The sequence below is a fragment of the uncultured Shewanella sp. genome (assembly GCF_947501665.1).
Taxonomy (GTDB): domain Bacteria; phylum Pseudomonadota; class Gammaproteobacteria; order Enterobacterales; family Shewanellaceae; genus Shewanella.
Genome location: NZ_CANMWS010000019.1, coordinates 20,659 through 45,244, shown reverse-complemented (window position 1 = coordinate 45,244; position 24,586 = coordinate 20,659). Strand labels below are relative to the sequence as shown.

Here is a 24,586-nt window from a genome sequence, read left to right as displayed (position 1 = left end):
CCAACTTGCCCCCCACGAAGTCGCGAACATGACATTAAGCCAATGGAAACAAGCGACGCGTTTTGACAGTGTCGATATCGGTTGGATTGTCATGAGTATCGGCATGGCCATTGGCGCAGGTATTGTCTTTTTACCTGTACAAGTGGGCGTGATCGGATTATGGGTTTTCCTTTTCTCCGCCATCATTGGCTATCCTGGGATGTACCTATTTCAAAAGCTGTTTATTAATACCTTAGCCGAATCCAAAGAATGTACCGATTATCCAGGGGTTATCAGCGGTTATTTAGGTAAAAATTGGGGTGTGGCATTAGGCGTGCTTTACTTCATCATGCTCGTTATTTGGATGTTGGTCTATTCACTCACAGTCACCAACGACAGTGCATCCTATTTACACTCCTTTGGGATAACCCAAGGTTACCTTAATGACAATATCTTCTATGGTTTAGCTTTAATTTGTGCCTTAGCCTTTGTTGGCTCTATCGGAGAACGATTCTTATTTAAAATATCTGGCTTCATGGCTGTGACTGTGCTCGCCTTAGTCGCCATAATGGGATTTATACTCATATCTCGTTGGGATCTAGCCAATATTCCTGCCATGGGCACTTGGAGTGAAATGATAAAGCAAGCCATTATTACTCTCCCTTTTACGTTAACCTCTATTTTGTTTATTCAATCATTAAGCCCAATGGTGATTTCTTATCGCTCCCATGAAAAATCCATAGAGGTCGCGCGTTTTAAAGCCTTTCGCGCCATGAAAATCGCCTTTACTGTCCTTTTTGTGTGCGTATTTTTCTTTGCTGTATCTTTCACCCTTGCTATCAGTCCCGAGCAAGCGCGCGAGGCACAAGCGCAAAATATTTCCGCACTGGCGATTATAGCCCATTACTACCCAGGCAGCTGGGCAACTATTACTGGTGTTGTGATCAATATTTTTGCTGTTGTCACCTCTTTTTTTGGCGTGTTTCTCGCCTTTCAAGAAGCCTGCCGAGGACTGGCGATGAACTTGCTACTTCGCCGCTATCAAGCTGAGCAAATTAACAGTAAGAAAGTCAATCATGCTATTACTGTATTCATTATTTTGTTTGCTTGGGGCATTATTACCTTAAATGCGCCAATTTTATCGCTCACCTCTATTTCCAGCCCTATTTTTGGTCTCGTGGGTTGTCTCATTCCGGCCTATTTGGTTTATAAAATGCCAGCGCTAGCAAAATACAAAGGCCCAGCCACTGGGTTTATTATTATGATAGGAATTTTGTTGTGTATCTCGCCCTTGTTAGCCTTTTTGTGATTCGCTATTTGTCAGTAAACAACAGGAATAATTCCAATAAAAAGGACGCATGTTAGCGTCCTTTTTACTCACCAATACAGGATAAGAACAAGTTACAAACGACTCACGTCCACTTTCAGAGTATCTAAATGCGCACTGATAACCGAAGGTCCATTGCTATCGGCTCGCCCACCTAAATGTTTTGCAAAAAATTGCTCCATGGCCACCACATAAGCCAGTTTATTTTGGCGCTTTAAAAAACCATGGCCTTCATCTTTCGCTAAAATATATTCCATCGGCAATGACTGCTTAAACATCACCTTGGCAATATTATCCGACTCTTGCTGGGTCACTCTCGGATCGTTCGCCCCTTGTACTAACAATAAAGGCGTTTTAATTTTATCCACAAACTCAATGGGAGAGCGGGCCAACATATCTTTTCTATCCGCTGCAATCAGTGGATCCCCTACCGCATTATAAAAACGAGCGAGATAAGGACGAAAACGCTCAGGAAAGGACTCAAGTAAAGTAATTAAGCTAGACGGCCCCACATAAGACACCGCCGCACGGTACACATCAGGCGTAAAAGTGATCCCCGCTAACGCCGCATAACCACCATATGACGCCCCCATAATGCCCACACGTTGCTTATCCGCGATGCCTTCATCAATTAAAAATTGTACACCATCGGTCAGATCATTTTGCATTCCGCCCGTGCCCCAGCTCTTATTGCCCAGATTTAAGAAATGCTTACCAAAACCGGTGGACGCACGAAAGTTAGGTTGCAACACCGCATAGCCTCGATTAGCAAGCAGCTGTGCAACCGGATGAAAATAGCCCGACGATAAGCGCCAGTAATCCCGTGCCCAAGGGCCACCATGGGGTAAAATAATGGTAGGTAAGTGCTGCGTTTTCCCTTTGGGTAAGGTCAAATAAGCTTGAATAGTCACGCCATCACGAGCTTGATAAGTAATAGATTGTCGATGAGAAAGCCGCTCAGGAGCGATGGCGGGCTGGGTTGCTAATAACACACTCACGGTTTCAGTCTTAGCGTTATAGCGGTATTCACTGCCCATATCCACATCACTGCCCACATTCAATTGCCAAAGGCCAGTGGTTTCATCCAAAGAATGAATGCTTATTTCAACATCTTCCTTAAAATGCGTATTAACCTTTGCCCAATGATGGGCAAATTGCTCAGTTAATGGGTAAGTGCGCAAACGCCCCCCATAATAAGACACAGCCACAGGCACGCCATTTTCATTAAATGTCACATCATAAACATCTGACTCATTTAAAGGATCTTGATGTAGCGTGGTCAGCTTCCCCGTTTTAAGCGCAACACGAATAAGCTGCATCTTATCTCGACCATCAATGTTGGCACCGATATACGCCAGCCCTTGCTTTTCATCCAGGCCATATAACTCAAGCTGCTCACCAAATTGAGTGGTCAATAATGCCTTCCAAGCATTTTTTGATTGAATATACAGTGTTGACGTATTATTTGGATTATTGCCAACTCCCACAAGAGGTAACCCCTGACTGCTCACTTTTACCTCAATTAATCCATCCTTATTGATGAAAACAGGACTGATATTCGTTGTATTTACATTCAAATGATACAGATCAGAGCGCTCAACATTATCCTGATTGGCCATCACCACTAAGGTATCAGGCTTATCTTTCACTTGCCCGATATACTCGTAAGTTACTTGATCATTGTCCGTTAGTGCTTTCATGCTGATGTTGGATAAGATTCCTTGTCGTTGCGAGTTATCCTCATCAAAGGTTAATTGATACAGCTGAGTATTCTCATTGCCCTCAGTATCTTTGACAAAAAACAGCGTATTTTCTTGTGTTGACCAATAAAATGCCTTGATGGGATCTTTTGATTGAGTCACCGGAACAGCCGTTTCTTGACGCTCACCCACCGCCATTAAATAAATATTTCTGCTTCCCTGATATTCTTTAAAAAAAGCCAACCATTTTCCATCTTTTGAACCTTTCAGCCCACTCACAGCTTGCTCATTAAAAAAATGCTCTACGGGAATAAGCTCAGCTTCAGCCTCTTGCTGTAAACTCATCTCATTCAATCTGCCATCTTGTGCGCAACCCGTTAGCCATAAACACAGCAAACCCAAGCCGAGTAATCTCCCTACCGTCCCTATTTTTATTTTCAACATTTCCTTTATTCCTCTTAATTGCAGCGGTCATTCAATTATGTTTAACAACATTTGAAATCATCATATAGCAGAAAATAATTATTGTAAAACAATAATTATTTATCGATTAACACTAATGTGAAATCATGCTATATTGACAGCATCATCAAAAGAGCATATTGAGATATGAAGACTAATACTGATAATAAACATAATAAAAACAGTAGTATAAAAACTAATAACAACATGAAAAAGCTGATGAAAATCAGTGGCGTATTTCGAGTTTTAGTGATATTAGCAATGGCTGTCATTGTTGCCTTTTTAGGCTATAGCTATATTGACAGTGATGAATTGCGCTTAGGCGGTAACCCCCTATTTCATGCTCTCTGGTTCCATGAAGGGGCTAATCGTGGCATCTTATTCACCATACAATTCCCTCTCTTTTTTGCTCTGGTATTAGGGGTATTCTGGATGCAAAAATTACTGGGCTATTTTCAACAAGGCCAATTTTTCAGTAGCCAGACCATGAACTGTTATTTGTGGTTAATTTGGATAAAAATAGTGAGTTTCGTCTATAAATTTATTCAACCATTAATGATCCACCATTATTATTCTGTGCTTGAGCAACAAAGCCCATTACACTTAACAGGCCACTTTCCACTTCAATTGGAAATCAGCTTTGACAGCATCACCACACTCTTACTCTTGCTTGTGATTGCTTATTTATTAAAGGCTGCTAAAGACATCGAAGCCGAAAACAAGGCATTTATTTAACGAACCAATCAGGTTTATCACGCACCATGGAAATCATTGTTAATTTAGACGTCATGATGGCAATTCGAAAAGTCAGCTCCAAAGAGCTAGCCAAAGCCATTGGGATCACCGAAGCGAACCTATCTTTACTTAAAAGGGGTAAAGTCAAAGGGGTGCGTTTCGAAACCTTGGCCACTATCTGCCAATATTTAGACTGCCAACCCGGCGATATTCTCGAATTTAAGGGCAATAGCATAGAAATAGAAAAGTAGCACAAACGACACTCACACATTCAAGTCACACCAAAAAGGACGCATCAAAGCGTCCTTTTTGGTATTAACTATCAATTGTGATATTAAATAAAACCAGTTAATCCCAATGAATAACGTAATCCAAATGGATCTCGGGTCGTGGTATACGCCGCTGATTGGCACGAAATAAAACACCACCGAGGGTATCATACATTCTCGGCCACCAACGCTCTAAGTATTGCACTCGAACTTGATCGCAACTTAATACCAGCTCCCGCGAGGTTAACGGTACATCAGTTGAGGAAAAATGAGGATCTTTTTGATGCTTGAGCCAAGCTAATTGATCGATTTCATCAGTGCCACTCATGCTATAACTAAAATTCTGGCGATCAAAGGGCGGAATGACAGGATCGTTGTGACTCTGGCCGAGATGTCCTTCATATTCACCACACAAATAGGCTTCAACCGCATTGATAATATCGGCTTCACTGGCTACAGGATGGCCTTTAATGCGTAATTGCCAGCTTATAGTCAAATGATGATCCTGATGGTAAGTCGACACATGTTTGTCAAACTCACCGTACACCACCCAGTCGATAATATAAGACAAATTGGCCGCTGGCAGGCGATAGCCCTGACGCCGATAGGCCCAGGCCGCCGCCCCCATGATCAACCAAGACAGGCAACCTGCAGTATGATATTGGCGCTCCTTGCAATCATAATAAATTTATATTTGCATTTAATTTGAGAAAATCCAAAGAGCACTTTTTGTTTATTTCATATGAATATTATGTGAATAAAAGAATAATTATCCAAAATAACGACTAATGTGAAATTATCAACTAATCAGCCATATAATTCATAACAAACATGACAAATTAACAAAAGCAAATTAGTTTAAACTTATTTTTTACATATGTTAGTTTTTGCACACAATTGAAACTAAATTATTATATTTAACAATAAAAAATTAAAATTAAAGGTTAGTAATGTTTAGAAAAATATTAGCACTATATCTTTTTGCCGTAACATCTCCAGCTATGGCAAATGAAGAGCCATTGACTGTTGTATGTGAAAACTGCATTTATTCAACTTCGATGGAAACAACTGCTAAAGCACAAGCAGTTTTAGATGAAACAGTAATAGTATATGTTATTAATATAGAAGAAGAAAAAGTTGAAAAATTTGACGTTACCAAAGTACTCTCTGGATCAACTTCTATCAACAATGATACTAAAGGCGAATCAAATAAAACAATTTCTCATTATACTACTACAGCGGTGAATATTGGTGTTGATTCAGAATATCAAGAAAACTTTGATGACATGATGGCTGATAGAAGAGAAATTCAAGCCGCAATTGATGCTTGGCAATATGATGATGATGGAAGCGTTGAAGATGATAATGATGATATAAAACCTATTGTATCCTCAGTAGAATAATCAGAAAATTTATAGCGAGAAGTGTCACAGGAAGCAAGAGCGAAAACTGAAACAGGCATAATTCATGGCATTGGCCCCCATTGCCAAGTAGGCGACACTTGTCACTAAGTGCCGCCCCTCTAAGAACCCAGCGTGCAACTTTCACTCCATACTGTAGGTCCAATAGTGAGTGAATTTCACCACTTTGTGGGTTGGACTTATGAGAGGGGGTTAGTTTGATTTTATCCACACTTTTTGTTGGATCAATGAGGTTAAAGCAAATGGGCGGCCGTATTTACGACCCGAGCCTTATCACAATCTTGGACCGTTTCCTGCAAGCCGATCCCCTCTTCTTGTTAAACCAGAGTCAAGCGCCAAAGAACCTGCAAAATTACAATCGCTATTCGTATGTATTGAATAATCCGCTGACGTATACCGATCCGAGCGGGTACTTTTTTAAAGCATTAACGAAAGCGGCAGGTTTTGGACTCGCAGGCATTGAAGGCGCGTATGTTTCCCACAAATCCCATGAACTCATCGCCAACAGCCAAACCTTAACCTCGGTGACTATTGCCGCCGTTGGTGTTGTCACCACAGCATTTTGTGGCCCTTGTAGTATTGGGTTTACGGCATTAGCGTCAGCCAACTTAACCTATTATCGCACTGGGAGTATGCGAGCAGCCTTGACATCAGGCGCTATCACAGGAGCGATGTCGGCAGTATTTTATGGTATAGGTGAAGCCTTTACTATTCAAAACTGCGCTAATTGCTATATGACAGAGGGCGGAAAATACGTATCAGAAAATGGTAAGCCTATTCTTACCATGGGAGCTCGAGCAGCAAAAACCATCACTCATGGCTTTGCTGGTGGGGTTATGGCAGCCGCTCAAGGCGGTAATTTTGGCAGTGCCTTTCTCGCTGCAGGTGTGAGCCAAGCTTTTGCACCGCACTTTATATCAGTATGCAACGATTGATAAACGAGTTGAAGACTCTCGATGGCATGGGTGAGCAAGGGGTTAGCTTTGATTTTGGGCGTACAGCCATTCTTGAAAAGAAACAGGCGCCGCACTCGGTGCACTGTCTCTCCTATTTTATAACAAAAAACAGTGGCGGAACTCTTTATAAGCTCTTCATGATAAAAAGGGCTAATGAGTAATAATCTAATTTACTAATAGAAAAGATGAATTGTTATATTGAGTTGTCTCTGTATCATACCATCTAAATCGGAATAAATTGCGACATTTATTATTTCGCATTTAGGTTATCTCTTTTATTAAATTGAGTGTTTTAATTTTTACAAGGAATAAATGATGAAAAGGATTTTATTTAGCAGTTTGTGTTTTATTTTAACCTTGCCAGTTTTTGCTAAGGTTTCCAATGTGTTTTATTCTCCAATAAACCCATCTGAACATTTTATTGTGGTATTGAAATCAACTGTCAGTTCTAAAGGATATTTATTAAATAACAAGCTTCAGGCCAATGAATTAATCCGTTTCACTGATCTGGAACTTCGTTCCGTATTTAATCATGCATTGAATGGTTTTGTTGTAAAAGGCAGTATTGAGGATATTTATAAATTAAGTGCCAACGCCAATGTTGATTATATAGAACAAGATCAAACCTCACGTGCTTCAACACTTGAGCGACAGATTAATCCTCCTTGGGGCTTGGACAGAATCGATCAACGTAATAAAACCTTAAATGGAGAATACACTTATGATCGAAATGGCACAGGAGTAAATGTATATGTTCTGGACACTGGGGTCAGAGATTCTCATAATGAGTTTGGTACCAGAGCAAAAGATGGCAGGGATATTATTAATAATACCAATAATATCAATGGAGATTGTAATGGACACGGTACCCATGTGGCGGCAACGATAGCGGGTCAGCTATCGGGAGTGGCTAAACAGGCAAATATTTTCTCAGTGAGGATACTCGATTGTAATGGTAGCGGTTCTATGTCTAATATGGCAAAAGGGATTGATTGGGTGGTGGCCAATGGACAAAAGCCTGCAGTCATTAATATCAGTGCGGGTGGTCCGGCTATGAATTCAGTGGATACAGCGGTGAAAAATGCTGTTGATGCTGGTTTTACTGTTATTACAGCTGCAGGAAATGATTCCAGTGATGCGTGTAATAAGAGTCCAGCCAGAGCGAAGGAAGCATTAACAGTTGGGGCTATCGATTCAAATGACAGAAGAAGTGGTTTTTCTAATTATGGACAATGCGTTGATGTGTGGGCACCAGGAGAAAATATAAGATCAGCTTCACATGTATCAGATACCAGTTTTCGTAATTCCAATGGTACTTCTATGGCTGCTCCTCATGTGGCTGGTATTGCGGCTTTATATTTACAAGGGGCAAGGACAGCCAGTGCAAAAAGTGTAATTAACGCGATTATGCGAAAGCCAACCTTCGGTAAAGTAACGGACAGAAAGACCTCTGATACACCTAATTTACTTGCTTATTCATTAGCGACGAATAATCGTTATGGGATTATGCATCGTTATTATAATACTAATGGGAAGGATCATTTCTTTACTGCAAATTGGTCTGAACTACAGTCGGCACCTCAAAGTGGCTGGGTGTATGAAGGCATCCTTGGTTATGTTGAAAGGTGGAGCAGCAAAGGTCAGCCTTTGTATCGATATTACAATAGTCGCGGTATCGATCATTTTTATACTACGAATTATAATGAGTTAGGTGACGGCACGGCGAACTGGAAAAAAGAGGGAATCGCAGGCTATTTACCTGCAAAATCAAGTCAAACAACCAATATTTATCGTTATTGGAATAGCAGTGTTTCAGATCATCATTATACTACTAACTGGAGTGAGCTGGGATCAGGCACCGGAAGCTGGAAGTATGAAGGGGTAGCTGGGCAAATTTATAAACAACCTCAGGATTAATAGGGTGATAGGAGCATAGGGTTAATATATTAACCTTATGCTCGACTTTTAAATGACCTTAAAGAAAACGTGATCCGCTCTTACTTATTGGGTATCTAAGCCATAAGGAAGTGTATATAAGGTATGCCATTGGCAGCGTTTATCACATGGGTTTACTATTGGGTTGATAATGAGTTGAATAAAATCATTACAACCCAAATACGAATCAAGCAACCCACAGTTGTTTTTATAGGGTATTCTTAGCTATTCTCTATTAATACTTATCACTCGCCTATTCAATATTCTTTCTTTTTCTTCTTTTTCTTCTTTTTTTCTTTAAAGCGACAAATCGACTAGGCTTAATCTTAATAAAAAAGTACATAATGAGAAATAAAAAGAAAGGAGAGACAATGCCAACTTATCAAACGAAAACTAAGAATACACAAGTGTACCAAGACTCAGTAATACATCAATTAACTGAGCAAAAACCTTCAACAACGATTAGGCAAAAGGTCTCTAAAGGGCCGGGGCACAATATTGCTCATTTACAATTGAAGCCGAAAAATACAGATTTACCTGATCATTTAAAAAACGGTATGGAGCACTTATCAGGCATGAGCCTGGATCATGTCAAAGTCCATTATAACTCATCGAAACCAGCCATATTTCAAGCTCATGCGTATGCACAAGGAAGTGAAATTCATTTAGGCGCTGGTCAAGAGAAACATTTGCCTCATGAACTGGCTCATGTTGTGCAGCAAGCTCAAGGGCGAGTCAAACCCACCAACACAGTTGGCGGTATGGCAATTAATGACAATGCCGAACTTGAAAAAGAGGCGGATGTCATGGGCGCTCAAGCACTACAAATGCAGCCTAAAGAGAATAAAAGTCGTGTCAAGTCCGGTTTTGGGGTTGCCGATAATCGTCCTGAAGCCATTCAGCTCAAGGCAATCAAAGGCGAAATAGAAAAATTACATGGAAGTTGGCAGACAAGAGGAGTGTCAGTTACACCAGCTACCATTAATAACACGAGAGTAAGGGTTTCACCCGTTGACAATACGAGTAAAAACTTATTAGACCCCAACAATGGATTCATATGGGGGCATTTAATAAAAGCTGCGTGGGATGGAGGAAACGATACAGGAAGATTGACATTATGGAATAACGCACGAGAGAATGCTTGGACAAATATTGAGCAAAATGCACAAAGAGCAGTAAACAATATCAATGTACCTGATGGAACTTATGAGGTAAATGTGAACACAACTGACAAACCTTGGGGGACGACAATTCTTGGAGGAAGCGGAAAATCACCTAGCTATAATCCAAAATGGTTACAGACTGCAGAAAAGATAGATGTTAATAGGGCACCAATAGCAAATGTGCGCAATGCTTTAAATACAGTAGTGACTGCAGTAGAAATGAAAGTTCATGATGGTGGAAAACATATCTATACATCTGGAAAAGTGAATATGGGGAAACCATCGGATTTGACAAAGTTAAAAAAACAATAATCCTAATGCAGAAATAGCGACACTTTAATGAAACTCATAACAAAACCTAAAAGCGATTGAAAACGTCTTTAAGTTCAATTGATATGAGCTGATTGATTAAGTGGGTCGGTTATTATGGCAATCTAAGCAGAACAGATGATTACCTTTAAAACTGCCTATTTTCCATAATAATTGGACACATAACGACTTCAGTACTCAGTTGAAACTCACCTTTTATGCCCGTAATACTTCAAGGTGCATGTTAATATTTAGCGCGCTATAAATTAAGAATAAGCATCACTTTGATGCTTGGGTTGATTAGAGGCTTAATTTGGTTTTATCCACACTTTTGCTAAATACCAATATTTTTATCGATATCAAGGCGAAGGTTATGCCTAATAGCCCACTATGAGTAGAAAGCACAACACAGATAGGGGCCAAAATAGCGATATTGAACGGCGCAGCTTAATCTGGGTTCAGGTTATTTAATCACACCACAAGCAAAGCGTGTCCCACCACCGCCAAGTTTAGCTGGATTATCTGAGTAATTATCTCCACCTAAATGGATCATCAACGAGTGACCTTTTAACTTAGCTAATGTCAATTTAGGGGCAATAACAGATCCACTAATTTGATCTTGCTGATTTGCATACAATACAGGGAGATCCCCTAAATGCCCATTACCATAGGGCCCTAAATGAACGTTTGTTTTTTGTGGATCTAAATGCCCACCAGCGGCATGTCCATTATCGGCACAGCTGGGCTGTGTATGTACATGAAATCCATGAAACCCAGTTGGGATGCCAACTAGATGTGGAGTAAGTAACAAACCTTCTGGGGTATCTTTTGCAGTGATATAGCCTACTGAATGGGCTGTCATATCGCTAGTTACCGTACTCATCATAATTTTTTCGGTTTGTTGATTTAGTGGGCGAATATCAGCCGATACCGCCTCATGAGTGTTCACCGCTGACATACTACTTGCCATGCTGGTTGACACCAATCCCACACTCATTATTGCGCCCAGTAAAGCAGTTAAAGGTCGCTTAGTCATAAACATCTCCTAATACTTGTCATTAAATTAAAAAATGAATGGATCACACTCAATTTAAGAAAGGTGCAGAATGACTTAATCGATTATATAGCGCAAAGGCCTGTAGCACTCTTTACAAATGTTCACAAAAGTAGTGGCCATTTATTTCAAATTAAATAAAGAGTTAGGTTAAATAGACAAAACTAAGATAAATAAAGGTTAATCATAAAATAGAAAACAATTCATTTAATGATACGAACAACTCTCCCACTCCTAACTCTCACTCCTCCCCTACTCTTAGCAACAGGCATAAAGCGTTAAACAAAAACCTTATCTCTGTTGCCCGTGAAACGCGCTTATTTGATGCGAAACCCCTCAAAATGTACCGTTTCAATATACTCCCAAGTCACGCTTTTCACTTGAGCTTGTACAGGGCCTTGCTTTAAGTATTCAATTAACGCCATTAATTGCGGCTCTTGCCCGGTAACTTCGACTTCAACGTCACCATTTATAAGATTTTTAGCATAGCCATTAAGCCTCAGCGCAATTGCAGCCTCTTTTGTCGAAGCACGGTAAAAGACGCCTTGCACTCGACCCCACACAATCGCTTTTAACGTTCGTACCAGCATTCTCACCTCCTAAAAATGTCAATATGCTTTTCTCAAAGAAAACTGGTCATATTGCACACTAAAGTCTAAAAGTTTTCAGCTAGCAAGCTGCAACCCAATAATTGCATTCAAGACTTCTTTTGGCATTACAGGCTTACCCTTTTTTCTGTCAAAGCAAACGACGGTCGTTTTTGCAGAAGCAATTAACTTTTCATCAATGAAAATCTGTTGTTCAGCTATGATCCTAAGTCGTCCCTGAACAGTAAAAATGGTTTCAAGACGGAAATTATCCTCAGAGTACAATGACGCCGCATACTTTATATTGACTTCAGACATAACAAAATCAATACCTTGCTGCTGATAATGAATAAAGGTAATCCCTAAATCCTGTGCTAGCGCTTGATGCCGAGCATGCTCAAAATAATGCAAGTAATTCGCATTATTCACGATTCCTTGGCTATCTAGCTCATAATCTCTCACCTGAGCATGCCAAATACTTTTTTTAACCAACATCATTCACTCGCTATTAGAATTACATAATGCCTGATCTTAACAAGAAAGTGCATTTCGCACAGCTTTAACTTAATCGTGCCATCGATAACTGAAAATTGGCGGGCTTTGCACATCGACTGTCATCGTTTGCGAATGCGCTTCATTAAAACACGACATAAACTTCACCCTATCAAATAACACTTTAGGGTAATATAGCGATGAAGATTAATAAACAAAACCCAGTCATGGTCACAGGGGCAACGGGTTACGTGGCAGGTGTATTAGTCAAGCGGCTACTCGAAGAAGGGATCACAGTTCACGCACCCATTCGAAATACTCAAAATAGTAAAAAATTAAATGATTTAATAGCATTAGCTGAAAAAAGTGAGGGGGACATTAAATTTTTTGAAGCAAACTTACTGCAAGAAGGTTCTTATACCGCCGCGATGCAAGGATGTGAAATTGTCATCCATACGGCTTCACCTTTCATTATGAATACGAAAAATCCCTCAAAAGATCTCATTGAACCCGCCTTGGAAGGGACAAAAAATATATTACACAGCGCCAATCAAATCACATCCGTTAAACGAATTATCTTAACCAGCAGCTGTGTTGCCATTGCTGGCGATAACGCTGATATAAAACAATCACCCCAAGATATTTTTACTGAAAGCGACTGGAACCAAACCTCGTCACTTCATCATCAAGCTTATTCTTTTTCCAAAACGTTAGCAGAAAAAGCGGCATGGAACATCTATAGAAATCAATCTCGATGGAAACTCATTGTACTTAACCCTTCAGCTGTCTTTGGCCCAGGACTGAAACTTCATTTACAGTCTGAGAGTTTCAATACCATTCGCCAAATGGGTGATGGCACAATGAAAATGGGAGCCCCTAAATGGGGGCTCGGCGTCGTGGATGTTCGAGATTTGGCAGATGCACATATTAAAGCCGCTTTTATGGCTAACGCAACAGGTCGCTATATTATTTCAGGCCATAACACCACTTTATTCGATTTAGCCCAGACGTTAATCCCTAAATACGGAAATCAATATCCCCTACCCCGTAAACCGCTACCTAAATGGCTGCTGTGGCTCATTGGCCCATTAGCTAATAAAGCACTCTCTCGTAAAATGATAGCACGTAACGTCAATGTTCCTTGGAATGGCGATAACAATAAAAGCAAACGAGATTTAAACATGCATTATCGACCGTTACAGCAGACCATGGAAGATTTCTTTCAGCAATTACTCGACCATAAAGTATTATAAATTTTCACGGTTCTGAGGGGATCTTGTATATACTCAATAAACAATAAATTGAGATAAAATAAGGCCCTCATGATCCAAACGTCCTCTCAATACAGCTACCTCTCTCGACAAGGACATTATATTGTGAGTCCAACCTGGAAAACATTACTCAACTTATTGGGAAAAGATCACACCTTAATTTTAAAGCATGCCAAGCTGCCATCAAATCTATTTTCTCAAACAGAAGCCTACTTAAACACTGATGGCTATTTACGTCTTTGGTATGCCATAGAAGATGTATTTAAAAGTGAGCACTTCCCACTCCTTGCAGCAAATTATATGACTAGCGATTTTTTTGAGCCTCCTTTTTTTGCCGCCTACTGCAGTCCGAATTTGCGTATTGCTTTGCAACGAATTATTTTATTTAAGCCCCTACTATGTCCGATGAAATTAACAATAAAAGAGACTACAACATTATGTCATGTGCATATTAGTCATCAACAAGGCTTAACGAGCATGCCAGATGCAATGCTCCTCATTGACATGGTTTTCTTACTTCAATTTGCCCGCATGGCGTTAAGAGAGCATATTACTCCTTATGCTGTTTCAGCCCCCTCCACACAATTACTGACAGAGGACTACGGCACATTTTTTGGTTGTTCGCGTCATCACTCATCTAATATTGTCATCTCTTTTCATCAAAATGATCTGAATAAGCCCTTTATCAGCAGCAATGCTCGAATGTGGGAATTTTTTGAACCAGAACTACGAAAACGCCTATCAAATTTCAATGCAACAGAATCAATGAAAGATAATGTTTATCAACAACTTTTAGAAATGTTACCCAGTGGACAAACAACCATTCAAGCATTGGCTGAGAGGATATATATCAGCCCAAGGACAATACAGCGACGTCTGAAAGATGAAAATACAAATTATAAAAAAATCTTGTTACAGGTAAGAGAAAAGCTCGCACACCATTACATCACTCAATCTAATATTCCATTTTCACAAATTGCACTATTACTGGGATATGAAGAAACCAGTTCTTTTTTCAGGGCATTTCATATATGGAGTGGTACAACACCTGAAGCACAAAGAACTCAGGCTAAAATGCGAAATAAAAAAGGCCAGTAAGGTAAACTCACCAGCCTTAATTAAAAAGGTTTTCAGCAAAAAATGCTAAGCCACTTTTTGATCTTGCTGCGCATCCTGACTCGCTAGGTATTCATCAAAGGTGCCATGAAAGCTCACCAGCTTTTTATCTTTTACATCAATAATGCGCGTGGCCAATGAACTGACAAACTCACGGTCGTGACTCACAAAAATAAGGGTACCTTCAAACACTTTAAGGGCATTATTGAGTGCTTCAATCGCTTCCATATCCATATGGTTAGTGGGCTCATCCATCACTAATACATTGATATCCATCATCATTAACTTACCAAATAAAAGACGATTTTTCTCACCACCCGAACAGTTTTTGGCTTTTTTATTAATATCATCTTCTGTAAACAATAATCGCCCTAACATTCCTCTCACCATGAGATCGTTATGCTTTGGCGTACGCCACTGCGACATCCAATCAAATAAATTCAAATCATTGTCAAAATCCACAGTACTGTCTTGTGGGCAATAGCCAATAGCCGCATTTTCAGACCACTTAATCACGCCTTGATTATGGGAAAGTTCATTCACTAAGCAACGTAATAGAGTGGATTTTCCAACGCCGCTTTCACCAATGACAGCCAGCTTAGCACCCGCTTCAAGGATCAGCTCACCACCTTCAAATAATATTTCATCATCAAATCCATGGCCGAGTTGTTCAAGGATCAAGGCTTGGCGGTGCATCTTCTTGCCCTCTTGAAAACTTAATGATGGGGTCATACGACTTGATGCTTTCACATCATCCAGTTTAATTTTTTCTAATTTCTTCGCACGTGAGCTGGCTTGTTTAGCTTTAGAAGCGTTGGCCCCAAAACGATTCACAAAATCTTGTAATTCGTCCATTTCAGCACTCTTTTTAGCATTACCCGCTAGCAACTGCTCTTGAATTAACGCCGCCGCTTCCATGTAATATTCATAGTTACCTGGATAGATCCTCAGTTCGCCATAATCAATATCGGCCATATGAGTACACACAGTGTTTAAGAAGTGTCTATCATGAGAAATAATGATCATAGTGCACTTACGTTTATTCAGCTCACCCGCTAACCAGTTAATAGTGTGTATATCCAAGTTGTTAGTGGGCTCATCAAGCAACAAAATGTCAGGATTAGAAAACAGGGCTTGCGCCAGTAACACACGCAACTTCCAACCCGGCGCCACTTGCTGCATTAAACCAAAATGCAAGTCTTCTTCAATACCGGCCTCTAATAAAATCTCACCGGCTCGACTCTCGGCGCTATAGCCATCCATTTCAGCAAATTCACTTTCAAGTTCGGCGACTTTCATACCATCTTCTTCGCTCATTTCTGGCAAGGCATAAATACGATCCCGCTCTTGTTTCACTTCCCACAATCTAGCGTCACCCATGATCACAGTATCAATGACACTGTATTGCTCAAAGGCAAATTGATCTTGACTTAAGGTACCCACTTTGTGACCCGGCGTGATAGAAACATTACCCGACGTCGGCGACAACTCACCACTCAAAATTTTCATGAAAGTGGATTTACCACAACCATTTGCGCCAATTAAACCATAACGGTTTCCGTGACCAAATTTGGCTGAGATATTTTCAAATAATGGCTCTGGGCCAAATTGCATTGTGATGTTCGCGGTAGAGATCAAAGGAATGTTCCAGCTGTTTACTGACAGGCCTATTTTCTGAAAACGGCATATTATCGAGCCAACTCAGAATAAGATGTGCGTAAGTATTAAATAAGAGGCCGCGAATTATACAGAAGTTATCGCTAATATGTCGAGGATTAAGCGGGTTTAGGAAGCAAAACAGACTGTTTATTGTTATTATATCAACCTATATCGACATAATATGAAAATAGCACTTAAATGTTATTAAGATATATTTTCTAAGCGCATAACTTTATCAGTTAGTTAGCTTAATTTTGACACTTTTATTTGCGGTATTGGGAACATTCATGAGCGAACTACAACAAAATAATCCATTACATGGCTTAAAACTTGAAACCATGATCACCGAGTTAGTCGATTTTTACGATTGGAAAATTTTATATGCCGCTCTGCGTTTAGAATGCTTTAATCTTAATCCTAACATCCCAGCATGTATCAAATTTCTAAAAAAAACAGAATGGGCTAGAGAGCGCGTCGAAAATTTTTATCTGTACCGCTTCAAGCGTATGCCAAAATCCAATGCTGGCCAATTTAAACTCAAACCTCGTGAACGTGGCTTTGCCAACGGTATCATGCCTCGTAAACCTCAAGCGCTAACCTTAGAGCTAGTCGCAGAAATGCGTGCTAAGGCTGAAGCTGATTATAAAGCAATGAGCAAACAAAAAAGCGCTGGGCGAAACAATAGAGGGCAAAAACCATCAGTGAATACTCGAGAGAAGCGAGCGAAACCATCGCAGGACTCAAGCAACCCTTGGGGTAAATAAGTTCGCCTTTGCCTATCGTTAAACTAGAATAATCAACACGTAAATCGACAATATCACTCTGCGTACTGATTATTCTTTTTTTTATTTTTAAATCTGTGGAATACTGACTAAGCTAAATAGGCCCGTTCACGATTAACCGTCTAGGCTTTAATATGTTATCTAAAATATTGGCTCTTGTTTTCTCATTTTGTGTCTATTTATACACACCATTAAGCCAAGCTATAGACAATAATATCACTGGTATTTGGGTAACTAAAACGGCTATTCCATACTTAGTTGAACATACTAAAGAGCATCCCTTTGGCGCACCAGTAACACATGACAAACATAAGCTATTAAAGCGATTGCTCACTTTAAAATGGCAACTCAAACAAGATAAAGACGGTCTGATCACTGGAACAAACCAGTGGATAAGTTATGATGAAAACAATCAAAAAGTCATAGAGGGAAGCGAATCTTTCATAGGAGCTTATCAACAAGGACATATCATACTCACAGAGTTTGCTGACAACAGTGCTCATGTCACTTTTGATATGAACTTACAAGAAAATCAATTAATAGGCATCGCATACAATTTTACGGGTCCCAAAATGATCGCTTTTCCTTTTACACTCATTAGAGACACTCCCCATAAAAATAATCCATAGGTCCAATAACAATTTCAATATGATGTGATTTAATTTCAACCGTCTATAATTAAAATACTTTTTAACACGTCATGGACAGCACATGAAAGAAAGTAATTTACTTAAATTCCCTTTTATTTTTGTCATTCTACTCACATTACTCATTCCACCACTCGCTCAAGCCACACAAAGAAATACCGATACAACCAATATTACAGGTACGTGGTACACAAACAAAAAATTCAGTTATCTCGTTGATAGAAGTGAAAACCAACCCTTTGCAGCACCTAATATCCGCGAAAAATTACCCTTTCATGAGCGATACATGACAGTAGAATGGGAGTTAATCCAACGTTCAGATGGCATTATTACCGGTAAAAGTAGATGGACTTCTTATGATGCAAAAAAACAAAAGTTAATGGACGGTACAGATATTTTATTAGGGGGGATTAACAACAAGCATATTATTCTGTCTGAAACTTCGGAAACCCATGCCCAACTTATTTTTGACTTTCAATTGGATACCCCTAATAAAATGAGTGGGATTGGTTACAATGTGATAGGCCCAAAAGAAGTGGCTATGCGCTTTGAATTAGTCAGAAAGCAATAGATAGGTATCTGCAATATCCCCGCCATAGCATCGACACTATTGCGAGTGATAATATGAATAAGTCAGTGGCTTACAAAAAACGTAAGCCATTTATTTTGCTAATTATTATCGACCGATCCCATCCGCACCACTGGGATCGTCTGCTGAACTCGCTGCAGAAGAAACGGCAGGCCAATCTTTAAACGTGGATAAGTGCTCTCTGACGACAGCTTGAGCAGGACCAAATGCCCACATTTTCTTGCCCATCCAATTAATATACATACCAGACTCATCCGCTGCTCGCTCAAAAGGATCCCGCCGTAAGTTAAATAATAAAGGGGCATTTAATACTTCTTTCGCTCCCCCCCAACCGTGAGGTTGAATAACAAAATGTGCTTTCCAATCGTTATAACGAACCGCTTGTAACTGATCTCGTTCATAATAAATTATTTCAGAACGCTTAGCTTCCCCCTTATCTGTTAACGTTCCCATTTGATTATAGCCGTCTAAATGCGCTTTAAAGCCCTTATAACCCGTTAGCATTTTTTTCGCTAAATCCTCAGGGCCACCCGCTGCAGCCATCAAGGTAGGTAAAAAGTCCATACCACTAAATATATTATTATTCACCTTTCCCGCTGGAATAGCTTTAGGCCACTGAATCAGCATAGGTGCCCTCACCCCGCCTTCCCAAGTCGTGCCTTTTTCTCCTTTAAAGGGTGTCATGCCACCATCGGGCCAAGTCATTATTTCTGGCCCATTATCGGCGGTAAATACCACTATGGTATTGTCCGAGACACCTAAATCGTCAAGCTTTTTCAGTACTTCTCCAATATGGTCATCCAACTCTTTCATCACGACTTCTTGCAACCCCCAACCATTTTTACCTAACATGGCTTCATATTTTGGCGATAAATGAGTCCATACATGGCCTCTTGAAGGACAATACCAAGTAAAAAAGGGATTATTTTCTTTAACCGCTTTTTCAATAAAATTCAGCGTGTGTTTATTCACTTCATCATCTAAGGTTTTCATCCTTTCTGTCGTGAGCGGACCGTCATCGGTGATCTTTTGCTTTCCCTTACCCGTAGACCAAGAATGCACTAAGTTTCTCGGTGCAAACTTTTTAATGGCTTCACCCTTTGGCCAATCAGGATCTTCGGTATACTCCATGGCATTCAAATGATAAAGCCAGCCCCAGTACTCATCAAACCCATGCATCGTTGGTAAAAATTCATCACGATCGCCTAAGTGATTTTTACCAAATTGCCCAGTCACATAACCTTGTGTTTTTAATAACTCTGCAAGTGTCGGTGTATTGGGCGTCAGCCCAACAGGATCCCCTGGTAACCCCACAGAATGTAATCCCGTTCTCACAGGATATTGCCCCGTTAAAAAAGCTGAGCGTCCTGCTGTACAACTAGGCTCGGCATAATAATCCGTAAACAACATGCCTTTTTTTGCAATACTGTCAATATTTGGCGTACTGACTCCCATTAGCCCATTGTTATAGCTACTGATATTGGAAACCCCGACATCATCAGTAAAAATAACCAAAATATTAGGTTTATCAGTACTAGAAAAAGCCACAGAGACAAATAAGCTCTGTAGTAACAGAGCCATAAATAAACAAGTGATTACTCTCATTTGAATCGCTTCCTTTTAGATCGTTATATCATTACGGTCATCATTGCGCTCATCATTGTCATCCATCGGTTTTTTGGCCTTTTCGGCCTGTTCTTGTTTAAACTTTTTCAACACCATCATACCCACTAAAGCAAATAAGACTTCTAAGCCCATATACGTGATTAATAGCCAATGTGCCATACCATCTAGAATCAAGCTCAATGCTCTTCCTACAGCTAACCCCCACATAAACACAATAAGACTATATAATGCAGGTGACGTTAAGCCTTTATTGGAAGCGCCTAAGATCCAGAAAATAATTAAGGCTAAATACAAACCCATAACAGCACGAAAAATATGAATACTATTGATAGTATCCACAGGAAAACCATATAACCAAGGAATACTGGTTTGTGGTGCAACACCATAAGATAATGCAATAGGAAATAAACCAATCACTGAGATAATTAAAAACACTTTCGCCTGGAACATCGATTCGCTCCCAATTAAATTATTTTAAATAAATCTAGCCTTTAAAAGAAACAGTCAAATAATGAATATTATTGGTTGAAAAACGATATTGCTGCGTTAACCAATCAGTATCACCATGACCTAAATCCATATATTGATAAGCCACACCGATTAATTTATCACTTTCTAATTTCCATTCAGCTCCGAGACCAATTCTTAAGGTTTCATCAAGGGGCATATCAATGGTTCGATTTTCCGCACCATCAATGGGGCTTTGATCATAATGCACCCCGCCAAAAAGCCGCCAACCCGTAAATTGATAACTCGCCGACACGCCTCCCCCTAAGGTGTCGTCATAATTTCTATCGAAACTATCGCCAAATTCGCTCCATTGCTCCCAATTCAAACTTGCATTAAGCGTTAATGCTCGATTTACTTGGTAATCCACACCCAAAGCTGTCATCGCTGGCCACACTAAATCATGTTCAAGAACGCTATCCGGTAATTTTGATAAGTCATGGTGAACACTTGCATTATAGGTAAGCCCCATTAGTACATTATCTAATACTTGATATTGCGCACCTAAAGCAAAACTCACATTAGTATCATGATCTGAAGATTCATCCCCTGCAGACAATGTAAATTTCATTTTGGCATACTGTGCTATACCTGTGATCCCAAATGAGAAATCTTCACTGACTTTATACGCAATAGCCCCATCCAAATTAACCACTGTAATTTCAGAGCTATCGATCACTCCAGCACCAATCAGCCCATCAGAATAAGATAAAGCCAATCCACCGGGTGCATATAAAGCAAATCCATAATACCAACGCTCGTCAATTTGACTTGCCATTGATAAATGAGGAATCAACATCTCTGACGATGCACTTAAACTGAGTCCAGAATTTTGTTCTTCGTATTTTTGATTAATATCAAGATATTCAAGGCCTACTTGATAAACCAACCCCTTAACACCTGTGATCCCTGCGGAATTAGTGATCACAGCGGCCGAATCTTGGTTATTGGTCACACCTTCAACCCCTGCACTACCAACACTGTCTGCCGTCCCTATTTGTGAAAGTGCCAATCCTGCCGCCTGCACAACAGCCGTAACGCTTAAGCTGCACATTCCAACCCATGCTATAAACTTATTCATTTCTTCCCTAACGTTATTTTTATTACCCCCTATGTTATTTAGTTGTTAATAGACAAATTAGCAACTCCAATCATCTCGTCGGTCAATTTGAAATAAACAATCTGAAGCTAAATCAAAATCAATTACACTTATTTTAACGGCATATTTATTTATCCAATTTAAAAGTGAGCGTTAGAAAAATTAATTAACGCCTCCATCATCATAAGCGGTATTGGGCATATTAAAAGAAGCATCTGGCGCTCCGAAACTGCATAAAGGGCCATAAGGATAATCTTCAGTGTAATAATAACCATAATTCCCGTAAGCGTCGGTCATCCCATTGCATTCATCTAAATCACCATAGCCTGCTTGAAAATACCAATCTTCAACAAAAATGCCTCTCACATGTGTTGAAATAGGTGGAAAAGGATCATTCGATCCAAAAAGGGCTTCTCGCTCTGTGGTATAAGTTATCCAGCTTGATTTTGCTTTTCTGGTGACTCCAGCTTCCACGTCATAAAAGTAATGCCCATATATAGGAAAGCCATCTGGTGCAAAACCAATAACGGGAGAACCACTCGCATCAATACTTTGTACATTTGGATCTAAAATATCATCCACTTCTACATTCGACAGTCCATGATTATCAGAGTGATAATGATATCGTCCGGCAAATGAATGGCCTGTATATTCATCCAATACCACATAATCAGGATTCGCAGCCGGAATAGCGTACCAGTCAGCAAATAATCCACATTGATCCCGTGTGCCTAAGCCTATTTGAAGCGGAGTAGTAAACTCAATATTATAACAAAAAGCCGAGTCCATATCTAAATCGACTCCATTAAGCATGATCCCATTTAATGTGATCCGCCCACCTTGCTTACGAACATAAGTTGCTCTATTTCCTCTATTAGGATGTCGAGGCACCGTTAGCACATAATCAAGCACATTAGGGGCAACCTGAGAGGAAAAATCCGTTCCCGTTGTTGTATTGGCTCCCACATCATGATGTGGAATATTATTGCTGGTAAATGTACACGTATTATTATCCGCAGTAATGGTTAAATAACTGTCATAAATTTCATTCTGCTGAACATCATGGATCCTTGCCCAATAATTGCCCACATAAGCAGCACAATCGGGATTACGGTTAATAAGAGTTGAATCTGTAATATCCCCTTGGGGATTAGGCGTTAAATTATTATCAGGAACAGCCAATGTGATTTGACTCAGTACTTGCATAGGTAAAAAAGATAAAACAAGCACTATCGCTATCGAGGAAGCTTTAATACTGTACATCATTATATCCTTATAATTCCAACATCAACGTATTTAATAAATAGAACAAATACATATGAAATTAACAACTTAAGAAACATTATAAAAATGTCCCTTCCATGCTTTATTAAAAGCCAATATCAAATATAGTTCAAAAATCAAATATCGATATTCAAATCAACAAACCATAATGACGAACAAAAACAAAAAAGGCGCCGCTTTTTTAAAAGCTGCGCCTTTTAATAAAAAATAAAATCAGGTTTTATTTTTTACTGGCAATTGCTTGAGTCACTTGTTCAATTGATGTGCCACCTAAGGCTTCACGTTTGGCTAAACAAGACGCTATCGTTAAACAGCCATAAACATCATCAGCAATAATGTCAGCAAAATCTTGTAACTCGGCTAATGGAAAGTTTTCAAGTGGTTGCTGTTTCGCAATTGCGGCCACCACCACCTCACCGACCACATGATGCGCCTCTCTAAAAGGCATTCCCTTAGCCACCAGATAATCCGCCAGCTCAGTCGAGTTTGCATAACCTTGCTGCGCAGCTTGAAGGGCTCTGTCACGATTAACCGTTAAACCATTAAGCACTAATGCCGCCATTTCAAGGCAAATAGACCAAGAGTCCATCACATCAAACAGGCCTTCTTTGTCTTCTTGCATGTCTTTATTATAAGCTAATGGCAGAGCTTTCATTGTGGTCAAAATGCCCATTAAACTGCCATAAACACGGCCTGTTTTACCACGAATAAGCTCAAGTGCATCTGGGTTTTTCTTTTGTGGCATTAAAGAAGAGCCAGAAGTCACTTGATCGTCTAATTCAATGAAGTTTGCTTCACCACTATTAAAGAAAATCAAATCTTCCGCCATACGGCTTAAGTGCATCATACTAATACTGGCATCACTACAGATCTCAACCACGTGATCCCTGTCAGAAACCGTATCTAAACTATTGAGCGTTGGTGATGCGAATCCAAGCGATTTTGCCAGCTTAACTCTATCCATAGGATAAGCCGTCCCCGCTAATGCGCCGGATCCTAAAGGACAAGTATCGGCACGTTTAAGTGCATCTTCTAAACGGCTAATATCCCGTTCAAACATTTCCACATAAGCTAAGCACCAATGGCCAAAGGTCACAGGTTGTGCGCGTTGTAAATGGGTATATCCAGGCATCACAGCATCTAATTCACGCTTAGCAAGCGAAATTAATTCACTGCGCAGTTGAGCCAACAAGACCAGCAATTGCTGACCTTCTTTTTTACACCAAAGTTTGAGATCCGTGGCCACCTGATCATTACGCGAACGACCAGTGTGTAGCTTTTTACCTAAATCACCCACCTTCTCAATTAACGCTTGCTCAACAAAGCTATGAATATCTTCAGCGTCGGATTGTAAAATCAACTCAGGCTTATCAGCGACTTCTTCAAGCAGTTCATTTAGCGCACCTTGTAACTGCTCACATTCTTGCGAGGTGATCACCCCCACCTGATGAATGGCACGCGCCCAGGCAATCGAGCCGACAATATCTTGTTCAATTAATCGATAATCGACGGGTAGTGAGTCATTAAACAGTTTGAATAATGCACTACTTTCTTGACTAAACCTTCCACCCCATAATGCCATGACAACGCCCTCTATTAATCTGTTACGCTCACTGC

Annotated in this window: 23 protein-coding genes; 12 read left to right on the top strand and 11 right to left on the bottom strand. The window is 40.0% G+C overall.

Annotation, left to right across the window (positions count from 1 at the left end; genetic code table 11):
• Nucleotides 1–28 precede the first annotated feature (28 nt).
• Nucleotides 29–1,288 (top strand): hypothetical protein, encoded by a 1,260-nt coding sequence (locus Q0976_RS15375; RefSeq protein WP_299494823.1) that lies wholly within the window; start codon nt 29–31, stop codon nt 1,286–1,288.
• A gap of 92 nt (nt 1,289–1,380) precedes the next feature.
• On the opposite strand, the gene Q0976_RS15370 is transcribed toward Q0976_RS15375, so the two are convergent.
• Nucleotides 1,381–3,450 carry a S9 family peptidase gene (locus Q0976_RS15370; protein WP_299494754.1) on the bottom strand — a complete coding sequence of 690 codons (2,070 nt, stop codon included), beginning with the start codon at nt 3,448–3,450 and terminating at the stop codon, nt 1,381–1,383.
• A gap of 165 nt (nt 3,451–3,615) precedes the next feature.
• On the opposite strand from Q0976_RS15370, the gene Q0976_RS15365 reads away from it, so the two are divergent.
• Together Q0976_RS15365 and Q0976_RS15360 are read left to right on the top strand one after the other, a co-directional pair.
• On the top strand, nt 3,616–4,203 hold the full coding sequence (locus tag Q0976_RS15365; protein ID WP_299494753.1) for a DUF2975 domain-containing protein: 588 nt from the start codon (nt 3,616–3,618) through the stop codon (nt 4,201–4,203).
• A gap of 26 nt (nt 4,204–4,229) precedes the next feature.
• Nucleotides 4,230–4,454 carry a helix-turn-helix transcriptional regulator gene (locus Q0976_RS15360; RefSeq protein ID WP_299494752.1) on the top strand — a complete coding sequence of 75 codons (225 nt, stop codon included), beginning with the start codon at nt 4,230–4,232 and terminating at the stop codon, nt 4,452–4,454.
• Nucleotides 4,455–4,551: 97 nt separating this feature from the next.
• Here the strand turns inward: Q0976_RS15360 and Q0976_RS15355 are convergent, their stop codons facing one another.
• Entirely contained in the window at nt 4,552–5,100 is a 549-nt protein-coding gene (locus Q0976_RS15355; RefSeq protein WP_299494751.1) for a hypothetical protein, read from the bottom strand.
• Between the two features lie 322 nt (nt 5,101–5,422).
• Between Q0976_RS15355 and Q0976_RS15350 the strand changes: the two genes are divergently transcribed.
• The 4 genes from Q0976_RS15350 to Q0976_RS15335 all read left to right on the top strand — a co-directional run bounded on the left by Q0976_RS15350 (nt 5,423) and on the right by Q0976_RS15335 (nt 10,259).
• Complete coding sequence (locus Q0976_RS15350) at nt 5,423–5,875, top strand: hypothetical protein (RefSeq protein ID WP_299494750.1); 453 nt, start codon at nt 5,423–5,425, stop codon at nt 5,873–5,875.
• Between the two features lie 245 nt (nt 5,876–6,120).
• Nucleotides 6,121–6,828, top strand: coding sequence for an RHS repeat-associated core domain-containing protein (locus tag Q0976_RS15345; RefSeq protein WP_299494749.1), 708 nt, complete (start codon nt 6,121–6,123; stop codon nt 6,826–6,828).
• Between the two features lie 333 nt (nt 6,829–7,161).
• Nucleotides 7,162–8,766 (top strand): S8 family serine peptidase, encoded by a 1,605-nt coding sequence (locus Q0976_RS15340; RefSeq protein ID WP_299494748.1) that lies wholly within the window; start codon nt 7,162–7,164, stop codon nt 8,764–8,766.
• A 389-nt stretch (nt 8,767–9,155) separates the two neighbouring features.
• Nucleotides 9,156–10,259 carry a DUF4157 domain-containing protein gene (locus Q0976_RS15335; protein ID WP_299494747.1) on the top strand — a complete coding sequence of 368 codons (1,104 nt, stop codon included), beginning with the start codon at nt 9,156–9,158 and terminating at the stop codon, nt 10,257–10,259.
• Between the two features lie 460 nt (nt 10,260–10,719).
• Here Q0976_RS15335 and Q0976_RS15330 read toward each other — a convergent pair whose 3' ends face one another.
• The 3 genes from Q0976_RS15330 to Q0976_RS15320 form a co-directional block, all read right to left on the bottom strand.
• Complete coding sequence (locus Q0976_RS15330; RefSeq protein ID WP_299494746.1) at nt 10,720–11,292, bottom strand: superoxide dismutase family protein; 573 nt, start codon at nt 11,290–11,292, stop codon at nt 10,720–10,722.
• Nucleotides 11,293–11,627: 335 nt separating this feature from the next.
• On the bottom strand, nt 11,628–11,900 hold the full coding sequence (locus Q0976_RS15325) for an acylphosphatase (protein ID WP_299494745.1): 273 nt from the start codon (nt 11,898–11,900) through the stop codon (nt 11,628–11,630).
• Between the two features lie 75 nt (nt 11,901–11,975).
• Nucleotides 11,976–12,395: a thioesterase family protein gene (locus tag Q0976_RS15320; RefSeq protein ID WP_299494744.1), complete on the bottom strand. Its 420-nt coding sequence runs from the start codon at nt 12,393–12,395 to the stop codon at nt 11,976–11,978.
• A gap of 194 nt (nt 12,396–12,589) precedes the next feature.
• Here Q0976_RS15320 and Q0976_RS15315 point away from each other — a divergent pair, with 194 nt between their 5' ends.
• Both Q0976_RS15315 and Q0976_RS15310 read left to right on the top strand, forming a co-directional pair.
• Nucleotides 12,590–13,642: an NAD-dependent epimerase/dehydratase family protein gene (locus Q0976_RS15315; RefSeq protein ID WP_299494743.1), complete on the top strand. Its 1,053-nt coding sequence runs from the start codon at nt 12,590–12,592 to the stop codon at nt 13,640–13,642.
• A gap of 69 nt (nt 13,643–13,711) precedes the next feature.
• Entirely contained in the window at nt 13,712–14,758 is a 1,047-nt protein-coding gene (locus tag Q0976_RS15310) for an AraC family transcriptional regulator (RefSeq protein ID WP_299494742.1), read from the top strand.
• 45 nt (nt 14,759–14,803) lie between these two features.
• Here Q0976_RS15310 and Q0976_RS15305 read toward each other — a convergent pair whose 3' ends face one another.
• Nucleotides 14,804–16,414, bottom strand: coding sequence for an ABC-F family ATPase (locus tag Q0976_RS15305; RefSeq protein WP_299494741.1), 1,611 nt, complete (start codon nt 16,412–16,414; stop codon nt 14,804–14,806).
• Between the two features lie 308 nt (nt 16,415–16,722).
• Here Q0976_RS15305 and Q0976_RS15300 point away from each other — a divergent pair, with 308 nt between their 5' ends.
• The 3 genes from Q0976_RS15300 (at nt 16,723) to Q0976_RS15290 (ending at nt 18,435) form a co-directional block, all read left to right on the top strand.
• Nucleotides 16,723–17,199: a VF530 family DNA-binding protein gene (locus tag Q0976_RS15300; protein WP_299494740.1), complete on the top strand. Its 477-nt coding sequence runs from the start codon at nt 16,723–16,725 to the stop codon at nt 17,197–17,199.
• 152 nt (nt 17,200–17,351) lie between these two features.
• Nucleotides 17,352–17,846 (top strand): hypothetical protein, encoded by a 495-nt coding sequence (locus Q0976_RS15295; RefSeq protein ID WP_299494739.1) that lies wholly within the window; start codon nt 17,352–17,354, stop codon nt 17,844–17,846.
• An 82-nt stretch (nt 17,847–17,928) separates the two neighbouring features.
• A complete protein-coding gene (locus Q0976_RS15290) occupies nt 17,929–18,435 on the top strand; it encodes a hypothetical protein (protein WP_299494738.1) in 507 nt (168 codons plus the stop codon).
• Between the two features lie 105 nt (nt 18,436–18,540).
• Here the strand turns inward: Q0976_RS15290 and Q0976_RS15285 are convergent, their stop codons facing one another.
• From Q0976_RS15285 to argH, 5 genes are all read right to left on the bottom strand, one after another.
• Nucleotides 18,541–20,058: an arylsulfatase gene (locus tag Q0976_RS15285; RefSeq protein WP_299494737.1), complete on the bottom strand. Its 1,518-nt coding sequence runs from the start codon at nt 20,056–20,058 to the stop codon at nt 18,541–18,543.
• A gap of 15 nt (nt 20,059–20,073) precedes the next feature.
• Nucleotides 20,074–20,529: a DUF4345 domain-containing protein gene (locus Q0976_RS15280; protein ID WP_299494736.1), complete on the bottom strand. Its 456-nt coding sequence runs from the start codon at nt 20,527–20,529 to the stop codon at nt 20,074–20,076.
• 34 nt (nt 20,530–20,563) lie between these two features.
• Nucleotides 20,564–21,667, bottom strand: coding sequence for an outer membrane protein transport protein (locus tag Q0976_RS15275; RefSeq protein WP_299494735.1), 1,104 nt, complete (start codon nt 21,665–21,667; stop codon nt 20,564–20,566).
• Between the two features lie 180 nt (nt 21,668–21,847).
• Nucleotides 21,848–22,951 carry a YHYH protein gene (locus Q0976_RS15270; protein ID WP_299494734.1) on the bottom strand — a complete coding sequence of 368 codons (1,104 nt, stop codon included), beginning with the start codon at nt 22,949–22,951 and terminating at the stop codon, nt 21,848–21,850.
• Nucleotides 22,952–23,189: 238 nt separating this feature from the next.
• On the bottom strand, nt 23,190–24,551 hold the full coding sequence (gene argH / locus Q0976_RS15265; protein WP_299494733.1) for an argininosuccinate lyase: 1,362 nt from the start codon (nt 24,549–24,551) through the stop codon (nt 23,190–23,192).
• Nucleotides 24,552–24,586: the final 35 nt, after the last annotated feature.